Source organism: Clostridium sp. (genome assembly GCF_036660475.1).
GTDB lineage: Bacteria > Bacillota > Clostridia > Clostridiales > Clostridiaceae > Clostridium_J.
Genome location: NZ_JAVXAO010000001.1, coordinates 427,539 through 442,842 on the forward strand (window position 1 = coordinate 427,539; position 15,304 = coordinate 442,842).

Genomic DNA, 15,304 nt, shown 5'->3' on the forward strand with positions numbered 1-15,304 from the left:
ACCCCTCCTAGATTGGTTAAAAAATTAACAATAATATTGCAATAAAACTTGCATATTATTTTCTTTTCTTATCCTTTGGCACTACACATGTTCCAGTTGCTCTACAAACTACTATTGGTTCTTCTAATACATCACAAGCTGAATCATTGATATCAGGTCTTGGAACTATAACTTTTCTAGCTTCAAAACTCATTTTTCTTGAAGTGTTTCCAACGTTAGTGATTGTTCCAACTGCTTCTATGTAATCTCCAGCGTATACAGGTGCTAAAAACTCTACATCAGTATAAGCCTTAAATAAACCTTCATCTCCATCATTTAGGATAAGTAACTCTGTAGCAACATCTCCAAATAATTGTAACATTCTTGCTCCGTCTACAAGATTTCCGCCGTAATGAGCATCGTGTGCACTCATTCTTAATCTAATTAATGATTCCATTTTAAAATCCCCCTCATAATTTGTTATTTTTAATAAATATAAATCAAAATAAAAGTGGTGTTGAAATATATTCAACACCACTAGCTTACTTTAAGTAACAACAGCTATTAATGCAATGAATACACTTCATTACATAAATAGCTCACCATAAAACATGGCAGTGATAAAACCTTGTGTCTTATCCCCAAGTAATACATAATACCTATGTATTCTTTCGGCCTATAAACAATTCACTGCAACATCGGATGGTAATCTCCTTAACATTTGCAAGCTACCAATTTACAAGCGCCTCTACTTATGTTCCATTTTTAATTTTAAAACAATTCAATGAATTATTTATTATACGATTATTATAAATCTATCTTTTTAGAATTGCAATATGTTTTTCGTATATTTTAATAAATATTTTGATTCTTTTTAATTATCACTGCAATTCCAAATAAATTTTCTACATAATGCATGTTTTTTCTTCACTTTTTTCATTTCTTTGGTCATATAAACCACTTCACCCATATTATCCCAGATAGATTTCACACTAGGCATAAATCTCACGAATTCTTTTTTAGAATAATTATATTCTCGTTCATTCCATTTATATTTTTCTTTCATACAATTCCCCATATAATTTCTAAAAAATTGTTTTAAATTATTTTCAAATAAAACTTCACTACATTCATTTTCACTATTTACAATAATAAGGTATACATTTTTTTGCATAGCTAATCCAGCAATAAAATTTAAAGAACTTTTATTATGATAATTAAAATCAAATAAATAGTATTTATCATCAAACCAATCTTCCACATCTATTACCACACTACCCAAAATAACACTATTCCTCTTAATAATCCCCGCTTTAAAGTGAATGTTTTCACTAGTTATTGAAGGAATTAACTTCTTGAAATCATCTTTTATAATAAAGAAAATCATACTTTGATCGTTAATTCTTGTTTCAATTAATGCAGAAACTCCAGTTTGCAACTTCTCTATTATATTATCTAACGATTCCATTGCATCCTCCCCATTCTTAAATACAAGAATTCAACTCATAATACTCTATACCTTTATATTATAACATAACAATTTATTTTAAAATACTTTTTTACAAATTTATAGTATTTTTTACATTTGTTTTTTTATATATGAACCAATAAACTAATCCAACACAAATTGATCCACCAATAATATTCCCAATTGTTACTGGTACAATATTACCAAAAATCCCAACCAAATTTAAATTGTCTATTTTTTCTGACGATACATGAGATATCTCAACAAATTGAGGATTCATTTTTGCCAATAGTCCAATTGTAAAGTAGTACATATTTGCCACACAGTGTTCAGCTCCAGATATTACGAATGCAAATATAGGGAAGAATGACATAAGTATTTTTCCACTAACATCTTTAGCCGCATAGCTTCCCCACACACCTAAACAAACAATAATATTACATAATACACCACTAGCTAGTGCTTGTCCAAATCCTAAACTTGCTTTATTTGCTGCAACCTTAATAACATAGCCTCCAACTGTTCCTGTAGACAATAGACCTGAATAAAAAACTAAAATAGCTATAAAAATAGCCCCTATAAAATTACCAATCCATACTAGTGACCAATTTTTAACCACTTGTTTAGTAGTAATTCTCTTTTGCGCCCACGCTACACTTAACAATGAATTTCCTGTAAATAATTCCGCACCACATATTAGAACCAAAATTAATCCTACTGGAAATACAGTTCCCGCTATAGCCTTTTGTATCCCTGGATCTGCAATTCCATGGGAAGCAACCGCTGCAGCATACCCACCTAAAGCTATAAACATACCTGCTAAAATCCCAAGTATTAGAGTTTGTATCCAGCGGTTGCTTACTTTTTTTACTCCAACCTCTTCTACATATGTAGTAATCTCCTCCGGTGACAACATTTTTTTGTCCATTAAATATTTCCTCCCCTTTTTTATTTATGAATAATTGTTGTTCCATCTTTTGTTAAATATACTTTAAAGGTTAATAGACCCCCAAAATCTATCAACCTTAGCATAGCTCTACCTAGTAAACCACGTTATATTGTATATACCCATATCTTGCCACGATAAGTCATCATTTATATTTTCACCTTTAAATGTATTCTTTAATATATTTTTAAGTTTTAGTGAACTATCGGCTAATTTTTTATTCAATTCACTTTCTTCCTTTATAAATTTTTCTTCCTCAACTATATATATACCATCACTACACACCAATGATAATTTCTCATTTTCATAAACTATACTTCCGTTTATTTCATAAGGTTTTACAACTTTAGTTACATTCTTTAATTGTTTATCCTTAATTTCTCCAGTGTACAAATACTCCTTTTGCTCACCTTTCTCTTTATCATAATTAAAAGTTATAAACCCAAGATTTTTTCCATTTGACGAAACTTCGCCTTTTAGAAGAACTTCACCCTTTGTCTCTAAATCATAAACTTCCACTTCATTAATAAATATAGACGTTTCACCTTGTTTATTTACGCCATAAACTAATGTTCTTCCATCATCTAATACATCAATTAAAATCCCTTCACATGTATTTACAAGCTCAAGGTTTTCTACTTCATATATTAAATATTTTGTTGTTGTAGGATTTACATATAGTTCTACAACTATATTATTTTCCATCCATGATACATTAGATATTTGATTATCACCTATATTATCAACATGTAAAACCCTATATTCCTTATTTTTCATATTATATATATTTATATTATCTTTTTCATCTACATATTTAAATTCAACATTTTCCCAATTCTGACTTATAGATGCAAATTCCTTAAACCTATTTAACTCTCCGATACCCTCTAAATACATCTCATCTTCGTCATATATATATATGTTGTTATTTTTCTCTATAAGTGCACTTGTGTAATTATTACTACGACTTGACTCGTCATTACTCTCTTGTTTTTTTCCTATAAAGCTACATCTAGCAAAAATAAATACAAAGAGAATTAGTGTCATCATTACTATAATTGGTACTCTCAAATTGATTTTTTTGTTATTTTTATTAAATACCATCACTATTCCTCCTTTTTCTTATTTTCTACGCACTTTATATATTATACTACGTGAAAATAACCTATTCAATATAATAACTACGTGTACATATATTGTTTTTATATTACTAAAAAACCGAATAAATAGATTCTTGTAAAAAGCACCTATTTATTCGGTAAAATTGTTTAAATAAGATAATATCTATATTGAAATGTATATTCTTTTATTTGTTTAAAGCCTTATTTACAACTAATTTTATTAAATCCTCATTTGGTATATATGGAAGAGTTATATGGTCTGTTCCTTGATTTTTATCATTGTATTCCATACTAGTCTCAATAGAATGTGGGTTTCTTGCCCAAGCTCTTCTAGCAACTCCACCCATAACATCCCATGCCATAGATGATTTTATTATATTATCAACTCTTTCGCTACCATCAAGAACTAATCCAAACCCGCCATTGATTGACTTACCAGTTCCAACTCCACCGCCATTATGAAGAGCAATTAAACTCATTCCTCTAGCTGCATTTCCTGCAAAACATTGTATAGCCATTTCAGCCATCATATTGCTTCCATCTTTAATATTGGACGTTTCTCTAAATGGAGAATCCGTACCACTTACATCATGGTGATCTCTACCTAGCATTATTGGCCCCACTTCGCCATTTCTTACAAGTTCATTAAATCTAAGAGCTATATCCATACGACCTTGTGCATCTTGATATAATATTCTAGCTTCTGTACCAACAACTAACTGGTTTTTCTCTGCATCTCTAATCCAAATATAGTTATCCCTATCTTGACCTCTTCTATTTGGATCTATGCAATCCATAGCCGCTTTATCAGTTTTTATTAAATCTTCATGATCATGACTTAGACAAACCCATCTAAATGGTCCATATCCATAATCAAATAGCATCGGTCCCATAATATCTTCAACATAAGAAGGATATATAAATCCATCCTTTTCATCTGTTCCATTTTTAGCTATATCCTTAGCACCTGCATCATATATAGCCTTCATGAAGGAGTTGCCATAATCAAAGAAGTAAACACCTTTATCAACAAGTTTTTTAATTATTTCATAATGTTTAAGAAGTGTCATATCTACAAGCTCTTTAAATTTATTTCTATCTTCTTTTAAAAGCCTTGTTCTCTCTTCAAAGGAAATTCCAACTGGAGCATATCCACCGTCATAAGCAGCATGACAAGAAGTTTGATCTGATAGTAAATCTATTTTCACATCATTTTCTAATATATACTCAAGTAAATCTACAATATTTCCATGGTAGGCTATAGAAATAGTTTCATTATTCTTAGCCTTTTCCTGTGCAACTCTTACAACCTCTGCTAAATCACTTGATGCCATAGACACCCAACCTTGATCAAGTCTTGTTTGTATTCTTGAATAGTCTACCTCTGCTACAATACCTACACCCTTAGCAATTTCAACTGCCTTAGGTTGAGCACCACTCATTCCACCAAGTCCTGAAGTTACAAATATTTTTCCTCTTAAATCTCCATCCTCAGCAACACCAAGTTTTAATCGTCCTGCATTAACTAATGTGTTAAAGGTTCCATGAACAATCCCTTGTGGCCCTATATACATCCATCCCCCTGCAGTCATTTGTCCATAGTTAGCCACGCCTAATTGAGTTGCTAAGTGGAAATCATCAGGATTATCAAACATCCCAATCATAAGTCCATTAGTAGTTATTACCCTCGGTGCTGTCTTAGAACTTCTGAATAATCCAAGTGGATGACCACTTTCCATAACGAGAGTTTGCTCATCTGTCATAGTTTCTAAATATTTTTTCATTAATTTATATTGCATCCAGTTTTGGCACACCTGTCCTGTTTCACCATAAGTAACAAGCTCATAAGGATATAGAGCAACCTCAAAATCTAGATTGTTATCTATCATAACTTGGAAAGCTTTTCCCTCTAAACAATTGCCCTTATACTCCTCAATTGATTTTCCACTTAAATTGCCCTCTGGTCTAAATCTGTATCCATAAATTCTTCCTCTAGTCATAAGCTCTTCCATAAATTCTGGCGCAAGATTCTCATGAAGTTCCTCTGGCACATATCTTAGCGCATTTTTAAGCGCAAGTTCTGTTTGTGCAGCGGTTAAATTAAATCCTCTATCTGGAGCTCTTCTAATTCCTTCTTGAAACTTAGGCATCTCTGGTAGTTTATCATCTAGCTTTATTACCATCTTGTTTTTAATATCCATATTGTTAATCATAACTTCCACCCCTTTTATTATAATTGAAAATTTAGAATGCAAAATGTAAAATGTTTTATAAAACTCCAATGGAATTTTATAAAAAGAAATCCAAAAGGATTTCATCCTCAATTTATAATTTTAAATCTATAATCTATAATTTTTAATCGCTAATTTATAATTAATTAAACGGTTCGTTTAATTCTTCAGTGCCCGCTAAAACAAATCTTCCTTCTTTAATTATTTCAATAACTTCTCCAGACTTCTCAATAGCATTTATAAATGCTAATTTATCATAAGGAATCGTTATATCAGTGTGGCACTGAGTATACGCATTTTCTATATCAGTTTTTCTTAAAATAGATTTTTCATTATCCTTAGCCATGATTTCTTTACCGTCAAATAAATTATATACTTTTTCATCTTCACTGTAGGAATAACATGTATCGCCAACTGCAAAGTGTGGCCCCATTTTTTCACCTATAAGAATCGGTAGAATATCTACAATTCCATGCTTTTGTGCTATTACATAAGCTAAAGTGTTTGTGCCTATTGCAAATTCTCCAAGTGGTAAAGTTTTATTTGGAAATAATAAATTCTCTTCTATATACTTCTTATTCTTTTCTTCCTCATCAAAGTTAGAGCAATTATACGCTTCTATAAATCCATCTTTAAATAAGAGTTCTAAGTTGATATATTTAAGCCCATCTAAGAATATTTCTTCTAAGTGAAGCATTCCACTCGTATCCTTTAGTGCAGGTGACGTAAACACCTCTCCTACTGGAATATTTACTGTAGCAACACAATTTTCAAAATTAGTCTCTCCCTCCGGATTTTTAAGTTCCTGCATCTTAACCTTTATATCAGTTCTATTTCCATTACATCCTTTAACATGAATAAATTCCCCTCTATCTAAGGCTTGAATTATACTATTTTGAATTCTTTCCCACTTATCTGAATCTAAAGTGTTAATTTCCATAGTATCTGCAAATATTTCTTCAAAATTCTCTCCGATTTCAGGTGTAGGGAAAGCTATAATAGTAAACGTCGTCTCCTTAGATGGAATATAACTATCTTGAAGAACTCTAATTTTAGCCATAAGATTTTGATACTTCTTGCTTTGTTCTTCACTTAATTTTAATGCTGAATTTTTACTTTCTGGTGCAAATGGAGCCTCTCCAAACCCTTCAAGAACTGCTATTCCTGAATACTTAGATAAAGCCTCTTTATATTTTTCTAAATTATTTGCCATCTTTATTTCTTTTGTTTCTGCTATTTCACTATTAAATATTAATGCATTATCAAATCTATGATCATACACAAACTGTTTATTCGCTTCAGCACATTCTAGATTTGTAAGCACTACTGTAAGGTTATACTTACCAAATTCCTTAATTACTTCCTTTACAATAGCTTCTTGACCAACTAAATACACTAATCTAACTGTAGATTTAGTAGTATAGTCTTTTTTTTCTCTAACAAAGCTATCCATATACCCTTTAACCATAGTATATGCAATCTTATTTACATCCTTATATGTTGATAAAAACTTAGCTGTTTTAACTTCATTATCTGTTATATATTTTCCATACTTAAATAAATATCTTAAATCTTCTGCACTGGCTTCTTCAACTATAGATTTATAATGACTTTCTATATTTACTGCAAGATTTTTTATCTTACCTTCAGTTTCAAAATCCATAATAGAAACTTCAAAATCTCTTATTATGTTAATAATCCCATTTACGTCCTTAGGATTTTTAATTTCATATACATAAATCTCTATAATTAACTTTATTAATTTTTCTATCTTTTCTGTTTTATGTTCATATATAAGAGCTATAACTTCATTTAATCTATTATATAAATAAGTAGCTATTTGCCCATATTCTTTCCCCAATTCTTCCACTGCATAATCTGGGTTTCCATAACTTGTTTTATAATTTTCTCCGATTATATCGCTATAAATTTTATGATTTTCTTCTAGTAATTCCTCAAAGCTTTTTTTATTAAAATATTCATCATTTAAATTTTCTTCTAAACAACATAAATCATATAGCTTTCCGCCCATTTTTTTTAAGAAAACTAATTCTTTCTTATTATCATCATTAATTAAAGATAACTCTTTAATTTGTTGCAAGTTATTAATATTCCCCATATACATATCACTCCTTCATTAAGTGCCTTCATTAAAACGGTACCATATTCAGAAAATTAATACAACCATTTGAAGCTTTTTTATCACTATGCTAAAGTGATAAAATGGTAGCATACCACTGATAAAAATCTATAATTAAAAATACCCAATATATTTAATAGCATTAAATTTCAAAATGCCATTAAACAATTGGGTATTAAAGTATTATTTTATTCCTCTATTTCTTTATTTACTGTTCTTCTATTCCTACTACATCATATCCTGCTTCATCTATTGCATCTGTCAATTCCTCATTACTAGCTGTAGTATCAACCAAAGCATATTTCCCCTCTAAATTAACTTCAAATTCAGTTACCCCAGTCAATTCTCTTAATGCCTCTTCAACATGAGCAACACAATGACCACAATTCATTCCCTGGATTAATATTTTCTTTTTCATATATAATTCCTCCTTCTATTTAATATATATTTAATGGACTAAGCTTTAAACCTCTTTAATCTTAGTGCATTTGTAACTACTGATACTGAACTTAGACTCATTGCTGCTCCTGCTATCATTGGATTTAACAATGGTCCTCCAAAGATATGAAGCACTCCCATAGCTATCGGTATCCCTATAACATTATAAGCAAATGCCCAAAATAGATTTTGTTTTATATTTCTTATAGTGGCCTTACTTAATTTTATAGCTGTGGCAACATCCATTAAGTCACTTCTCATAAGTACTATATCTGCAGCTTCTATAGCCACATCTGTACCTGAACCAATCGCTATCCCTATATCTGACTGTGCTAAGGCTGGTGCATCATTTATTCCATCTCCAACCATTGCAACTTTTCTATTTTCCCCTTGAAGCTTCTTAACCTCATTTGCTTTATCTTCTGGTAAAACTTCAGCTAGAACTATATCAATTCCAACTTGCTTTGCTATTGCCGCAGCAGTTTTTCTATTATCTCCTGTAATCATAGCTACCCTTATTCCCATTTCATGAAGGGTTTCTATAGCTTTTTTACTACTAGGTTTAACTGTATCTGCCACAGCTATTATTCCCTTAAGTTCTCCATTTATCGCTACATACATTGGAGTTTTACCCTCTTCTGCTAATTTATCAGACTTACCTGCTAGTATTTCTATATTTATATTTTTCTCTATCATTAATTTTTTATTACCAAGTAAAATATTTTTTCCTTCTATATTAACTTCAATTCCATGACCTGGTATAGCATTGAAATTCTCAATAACTTTTAATGATAAACCTTTTTCCTCGGCGCCTTTAACAATGGCTTCTCCTAATGGATGTTCTGATCCTTTTTCTGCACTGGCAGCCAATACTAAAATTTCCTCTTCTGATACCCCACTCGTTATAATATTTGTTACCTTTGGTTTTCCCTCTGTTATAGTACCTGTTTTATCAAATACAATTGTGTCAATTTTATGAGTTGTTTCTAAAGCCTCTCCACCTTTTATTAATACACCATTCTCCGCACCTTTTCCTGTACCAACCATGATTGCCGTTGGTGTTGCAAGTCCCAATGCACAAGGGCACGCTATTACAAGAACTGATATAAATATTGTTAAAGCAAATATGGTATCCTCACCTGCAATTATCCATGCTACTGACGAAATAATTGCTAATCCAATTACTATAGGCACAAAATAAGCTGATATAATATCTGCCATCTTAGCTATTGGTGCCTTTGATCCTTGAGCATCTTCAACTAATCTAATTATTTGAGATAAAGCTGTATCTGCTCCAACCTTAGTTGCCTTATACTTAATGAAGCCAGTTTTATTAATGCTTGCTCCAATTACTTTACTTCCTACAGTTTTTTCAACTGGTATACTTTCCCCTGTAAGCATGGATTCATCAATAGACGTATTTCCTTCTATTACTTCTCCATCTACAGCTAATTTTTCACCCGGCTTAACTATGACAATATCTCCAACTATTACTTCCTCTAATTGCACTTCAATTTCATTACCACCTCTAATTACTGTAGCTGTTTTAGGCGCTAATCCCATTAACTTTTTAATAGCATCCGATGTCTTCCCTTTAGAAACTGATTCTAAATATTTTCCCAGAGTTATTAAAGTTAATATAGTTGCCGCTGATTCGAAATACAAATGCATTGCATATTCATGGCTTCCACCTTGAATCTTAAATATAGCAAATATTCCATAAAGAAATGCAGCTAAAGTCCCTATAGCTATCAATGAATCCATGTTAGGACTTAATTTAAATAGGTTCTTTATTCCAATCTTATAAAACTTATATCCCACTAACATAACTGGAATTGTTAACATTAATTGCACCAAAGCAAAATTCATGGAATTTGCCATAGGGTCTATAATATTAGGAAGTGGCATTCCTGCCATATGTCCCATACTTATCACGAGTAACGGAATTGTAAAAATTAAAGAAACTATAAATCTAATTACTAATTTTTCTTTATCGCTCATTTTTTTAACTGCTTTTTTAGTATCCTCATTCTTCACTAATTTATATCCAGCTTTATCTACCGCCGCTTTCAACTGCCCATAAGTAACTTTTTCTTCATCCATTGTAACTGTAAGTTTCTCTGTTGCAAAATTAACGGATGCTGCTTCAACACCATCTAATTTCTTAGTAACTCGCTCCACTCTATTTGCACAAGCTGAACATGTCATTCCCTCAATTTTAAAATTGTAACTTTTTAAATTCTTTTTAACTCCATATCCCGCCTTTACAACGGCTCCTTCAATCTTGTCATTATTCATCTTGCTTTCATCATAATTTACAGTTAGCATTTCCGTAGCAAAGTTAACATTTGCGTTTTCAACTCCATCTAACTTGTTAATCACTCTTTCAACTCTATTTGCACAAGCTGAACATGTCATACCCTGAATTTTAAATGATTTATTAGCCATTTTTTATCTTACCTCCTATTTTCCCATTACTTTCTCTAAAATATTAATAATCTCTTCAATTTTTTCATCTCCATTATTGTTCATGCAAGCATCTTTTACACAATGGGTTAAATGCCTCTTTAATATAAACATATTAGCTCTCTTTAAAAGTGATTGAGATGCTGTTATTTGATTTGATATATCAACACAATACCTCTCATCCTCTATCATTTTTATAATTCCCTCTATTTGGCCCTTTGCCGTTTTTAAAGCTTGCATTGCTTGTTTTCTTTCTTCACTCATTTTTTATCCTCCGTTACCTCATAGGTATATATTATTTGTATCCCTATTGCATAATTTTTTATGCAGTGAATAGCTTTATTTAATTTACGATTTACCCCTCCCCCTAGGGGGGTGTCTTTATATTTTATTATATACCTATTTTTCCTCTTGTCAATATTAATTTAATTATGATTTATACATATTGTATCCAATGTATCTGTATATAATGTGAATATTTTTTATTAAAGTTTATATATATTAATGCTATAATTTTCTCATATACTACTTTTAATTTGGAGGTGATTATAATTGAATAAAGAAAAGAAAATATCTGTATTTCTATTTAAGATACTATCATGGGTTTGGGTTTTAGGTACGCTACAATTCATTTGGTATTTTTTATTTCAAGCCCTTGATAAATTTATTCAAATTGGTTTTTTTCTAAATATTATTCAAATACTTATAATGTGGGTAGTATTGCTACCAATCTCCATACCACTATCTCTACATTTATATAAAGCCTTAAATTACTATGTTACGGAAAAACTTTAATATATTCATCCAAATGTATAGGACAATCTTCTACTATAAAAGATTGTCCTATACATATATTAAAAATACATTTATATTTTAATAATTCTACATTGATTTAAAATAAGTGTTATAATCAACAACTCTATTACGACCTAGTTCCTTAGCTTTATACAAAGCTTTATCTGCAAACTTAGTTCCCTCAAAAAATGATACATCTTTGTCAACTACTATATAAGTGCCAAGACTTGCTGTAATATTTATTGTTTCAATGTCATAAACTTGATATTTATATTCTTCTATAGATTTTCTAATCTTCTCAACCACTACTCTTAATTCATATATATTAGTGTTAGGTAGAATAATTAAAAATTCTTCTCCGCCATATCTTCCCACAATATCGTTATCACTTAATTGTGTTTTTATTACATCTGCAACTGTTTTAAGTACATAATCCCCAACTGCATGTCCATATGTATCATTAATTTGTTTAAAACAGTCTAAATCTAGCATTACTACTCCAAGACCATTACCATTTTCAATCATACGGTCCCAGTTTACTTCTCCAGTTTTTATTATCTCCCTACGATTTAATACTTGAGTCAAGTTATCATACATGGCAAAATGTTCAACTTCATTAAATAGTTTAGAATTTTCTAATGCAATGGCTATATATGATGAAAGCATTTTTAATGCACTTAAATCATTTACCGTATATGAATTTTTCTCACGATTTTGAACATTTACTACGCCTATTACATTGTCGTTTATTATTAATGGACAAAAAATCAATGAGTTATTTATACCATCAGAGTCTTTATCTAGATAAGGCTTGCATGTTATATACTTTGAATATTCATTAGAAATATCATTAATAATGATATCCTTTTTATTGTTAAAAGAGTAAACCCCTAAACTTGCCTCACTATCAATAGATATATACCCCAAATTTTCCCTTTTGCCTTTTTCTATGAAAAATTCATAGTCTAAACATTTCTCATTTTCTTTATATAAAGCTATCCCAAATCCATCTGCCTCTATTAAGTTATTAACTTCGCAATAAATTGACTCTAGAGTTTCATCCTTTTTCAAATTTGCGGTAATTTTTTTTCCAATGTCAGTTATTATCTCAATCTGGTTATATAATAATTTATATACCTTAGCATCATCAATTACTTTTTTACTGTTAAGTCTACCCATCCAAATACTACTCTTACTACTATATATACTTCTTTCATATTCCATTGATTTTTTCAATAATTCAAGAGCTTCCTGTAAATTACCCATCTTTTCATAAAGAACACTTAACTCCATATATATCTCTTTCATTAAACTTGGGAAATTAATTTTATTACATTCTTCACTTGCCCTTAGCAATTTTTCTTTAGCAACACTATAATTTCCTAAATCCGAATCACATTTTGCCCAAGCAATCAATATAGAAATATATAGATTAATCTTATTATAATTAATAGAATCCTTTACAGCCTCCTCAAAATCTTTTTCCGATTCAGCGTATTTCCCCATTTTATAATTTACAATAGCTCTTATATATAAAATAGTTCCTAGATAAAATTTATACTCCGCATCCATTCTTATTAGTTCAATACTATTCTCGCAATATTTATAACTTTTCTCAACATTACCTAATTCTAATTCACATTCTGCTAAAGTACTAAATATAATAATTTTATGGCTATATGAAACTTGACAATTCATAGTATTAAATCGCTTTATAAGCTCCTTGCACTCTTTATAATATTTCATAGTTAAATAGGTTCCCGCTAAATTAATCGTTAATGGTACTAAATATTCTATATCGTTAATTCTTTCCGACAGCTCTATACCCTTTAATCCATGTTCTATGCCTAAGTCCAACATACCCAAATTTATGTAATTACACATTAGTGCATTGCTTGTTCTTGTTAACCCTTTAATCATATTATTTTCTAAAAAATATTCGTGGGCCAACGTGTAATATTCTAAAGCCTTATCATACTCAGAATTATCATGATAATACCAGCCTACGCATAAATTACACCACTGATATGCCGTTTCATATTTTTTTTGTTTTGTTTTTTTCATAGCATATTCTAAACCCTTAATTGAATTTGCTTCATTGCTACGAAATTGTTTAATAAAAACAGTATCTAAATATTTTATATACTCTTTTTCATTTTCAAATCCATCAAAAATATCTTTAAATTCTAGACATTTTTCCACATTTCTCACTCCTAAATTATTTATCACTTAATATAAATTTGATTCTTTATAGAAATGATCAAATCTAATTGTATTATTTATTATTATTTTACTTATTATTACTTATATATTATCACGAAAAACAATTTAAGTCCCCTAAAAAACCTTTCTAGGGAACTTAAATAATAGTTTATACTTTATTTAAATATTAAAATTTGTGTCACTGTTACCTTTGGCCAAGCTTTAAATTTGGCACTGCATTTAATGTTAAATCAGCAACTCTACCTGCTTTATACTCGTAATATGCAGCACTTCCTATCATTGCTGCATTATCTGTACAAAGAATATGTGCTGGAAATAACACCTTTATTCCTTCTTTTTCACCTCTTGCAGTAAGCTTTTCTCTAAGATAAGAGTTTGAAGCTACTCCACCTGATATTGCAATTTTATCTACTTTACTTTCTTTACAAGCTTTCATTGAATTATCTATAAGAACATCGACTACAGCCTTTTGAAAGGATGCTGCCACATCAGCCTTATTATAGCTTTCACCCTTCATTTGAAGAGAGTTTAAGTAGTTAAGCACCGCTGATTTAACTCCACTAAAGGAGAAATCTAAAGTCTTATCATGGAAATTAGCCCTAGGAAATTTAATAGCATCTTCATTTCCCTCTTTTGCAATCTTGTCTATTTTAGGACCACCTGGATATCCAAGGCCTATAGCCCTTGCTACTTTATCGTAAGCCTCTCCAGCTGCATCATCTCTAGTTTGCCCTAGAACATCAAAACTACCATAATCCTTCATATGAACAATAAATGTATGTCCTCCTGATACTACAAGAGTAATAAATGGTGGCTCTAACTCCTTATATTGAATAAAGTTTGCACTTATATGGCCTTCTATATGGTTAACTCCTATTAATGGTATATTAAGCCCATAAGCTAAAGACTTTGCATATTGAAGTCCTACAAGTAAAGCGCCCACAAGTCCAGGACCATATGTAACTCCTACTGCATCTATATCCTTAAAGGTCATACCTGCTTCCCTAAGAGCCTCTTCAACTACTGCTGCAATAGCTTCTATATGCATTCTTGAAGCTACCTCTGGTACAACTCCACCGAACTTTTTATGTATATCAATTTGAGAAGCTATAACATTAGATAAAACTTCTCTACCATTTACAACTACTGATGCTGCTGTCTCATCACAACTTGACTCTATAGCAAGTATCTTAAAATTTTCTTTCATTTCATTTGCTTCTTTCATAATCTTCACCCACTTTTAAATAATTATATATTGCGACATTTACATTTATAGTTTGCACTTATAATACCAACATAAACTTATCTTTTAATTCTATCCACTATATGTTTACGTAATACTCCAACTTAAACTACCTAGTAGCTACTATCTTTTATACCCATTTCTTAGCTTTATATGGAGTCAAATCTCCATCTAATCTAAGACCTCTGTTTATCCACATATTTAAATAACTTATCCACACATTTGCACATTTTTATCAACAAATGTGATTACTT

The 15,304-nt window shown here is 30.5% G+C and carries 11 protein-coding genes and 1 riboswitch; all 11 genes read right to left on the minus strand.

All coding sequences use genetic code 11. The features are described from left to right. Window positions 1–55: 55 nt before the first annotated feature. A complete protein-coding gene (locus RSA29_RS01815; protein ID WP_346932530.1) occupies window positions 56–436 on the minus strand; it encodes a hotdog domain-containing protein in 381 nt (126 codons plus the stop codon). Between the two features lie 130 nt (window positions 437–566). Beyond that, window positions 567–738: riboswitch (Lysine riboswitch) on the minus strand. Window positions 739–853: 115 nt separating this feature from the next. After that, complete coding sequence (locus RSA29_RS01820) at window positions 854–1,447, minus strand: hypothetical protein (RefSeq protein WP_346941631.1); 594 nt, start codon at window positions 1,445–1,447, stop codon at window positions 854–856. Between the two features lie 91 nt (window positions 1,448–1,538). Continuing rightward, on the minus strand, window positions 1,539–2,375 hold the full coding sequence (locus tag RSA29_RS01825; protein ID WP_346941630.1) for a formate/nitrite transporter family protein: 837 nt from the start codon (window positions 2,373–2,375) through the stop codon (window positions 1,539–1,541). Between the two features lie 108 nt (window positions 2,376–2,483). Then, window positions 2,484–3,497, minus strand: a complete 1,014-nt coding sequence (locus RSA29_RS01830) for a hypothetical protein (RefSeq protein WP_346941629.1) — start codon at window positions 3,495–3,497, stop codon at window positions 2,484–2,486. Window positions 3,498–3,699: 202 nt separating this feature from the next. Further along, window positions 3,700–5,727 carry a urocanate hydratase gene (locus RSA29_RS01835; RefSeq protein WP_346941628.1) on the minus strand — a complete coding sequence of 676 codons (2,028 nt, stop codon included), beginning with the start codon at window positions 5,725–5,727 and terminating at the stop codon, window positions 3,700–3,702. Window positions 5,728–5,887: 160 nt separating this feature from the next. Beyond that, a complete protein-coding gene (locus RSA29_RS01840; protein ID WP_346941627.1) occupies window positions 5,888–7,864 on the minus strand; it encodes an aminopeptidase in 1,977 nt (658 codons plus the stop codon). Between the two features lie 229 nt (window positions 7,865–8,093). Then, window positions 8,094–8,303, minus strand: coding sequence for a heavy-metal-associated domain-containing protein (locus RSA29_RS01845; protein WP_346941626.1), 210 nt, complete (start codon window positions 8,301–8,303; stop codon window positions 8,094–8,096). Between the two features lie 38 nt (window positions 8,304–8,341). After that, on the minus strand, window positions 8,342–10,771 hold the full coding sequence (locus RSA29_RS01850; RefSeq protein WP_346941625.1) for a heavy metal translocating P-type ATPase: 2,430 nt from the start codon (window positions 10,769–10,771) through the stop codon (window positions 8,342–8,344). A gap of 15 nt (window positions 10,772–10,786) precedes the next feature. Then, window positions 10,787–11,053 (minus strand): metal-sensing transcriptional repressor, encoded by a 267-nt coding sequence (locus RSA29_RS01855; protein ID WP_346932538.1) that lies wholly within the window; start codon window positions 11,051–11,053, stop codon window positions 10,787–10,789. Window positions 11,054–11,671: 618 nt separating this feature from the next. Further along, window positions 11,672–13,786, minus strand: coding sequence for a GGDEF domain-containing protein (locus RSA29_RS01860; protein WP_346941623.1), 2,115 nt, complete (start codon window positions 13,784–13,786; stop codon window positions 11,672–11,674). A gap of 205 nt (window positions 13,787–13,991) precedes the next feature. Beyond that, window positions 13,992–15,014: a tRNA (adenosine(37)-N6)-threonylcarbamoyltransferase complex transferase subunit TsaD gene (tsaD, locus tag RSA29_RS01865; protein ID WP_346941956.1), complete on the minus strand. Its 1,023-nt coding sequence runs from the start codon at window positions 15,012–15,014 to the stop codon at window positions 13,992–13,994. Window positions 15,015–15,304 lie beyond the last annotated feature (290 nt).

What these genes read in the sequence shown, in the direction of transcription:
- RSA29_RS01815 (WP_346932530.1), bottom strand. Translation starts at nt 436, where the DNA reads ATGGAATCATTAATTAGATTAAGAATGAGTGCACACGATGCTCATTAC.
- RSA29_RS01820 (WP_346941631.1), bottom strand. Translation starts at nt 1,447, where the DNA reads ATGGAATCGTTAGATAATATAATAGAGAAGTTGCAAACTGGAGTTTCT.
- RSA29_RS01825 (WP_346941630.1), bottom strand. Translation starts at nt 2,375, where the DNA reads ATGGACAAAAAAATGTTGTCACCGGAGGAGATTACTACATATGTAGAA.
- RSA29_RS01830 (WP_346941629.1), bottom strand. Translation starts at nt 3,497, where the DNA reads ATGGTATTTAATAAAAATAACAAAAAAATCAATTTGAGAGTACCAATT.
- RSA29_RS01835 (WP_346941628.1), bottom strand. Translation starts at nt 5,727, where the DNA reads ATGATTAACAATATGGATATTAAAAACAAGATGGTAATAAAGCTAGAT.
- RSA29_RS01840 (WP_346941627.1), bottom strand. Translation starts at nt 7,864, where the DNA reads ATGGGGAATATTAATAACTTGCAACAAATTAAAGAGTTATCTTTAATT.
- RSA29_RS01845 (WP_346941626.1), bottom strand. Translation starts at nt 8,303, where the DNA reads ATGAAAAAGAAAATATTAATCCAGGGAATGAATTGTGGTCATTGTGTT.
- RSA29_RS01850 (WP_346941625.1), bottom strand. Translation starts at nt 10,771, where the DNA reads ATGGCTAATAAATCATTTAAAATTCAGGGTATGACATGTTCAGCTTGT.
- RSA29_RS01855 (WP_346932538.1), bottom strand. Translation starts at nt 11,053, where the DNA reads ATGAGTGAAGAAAGAAAACAAGCAATGCAAGCTTTAAAAACGGCAAAG.
- tsaD (WP_346941956.1), bottom strand. Translation starts at nt 15,014, where the DNA reads ATGAAAGAAAATTTTAAGATACTTGCTATAGAGTCAAGTTGTGATGAG.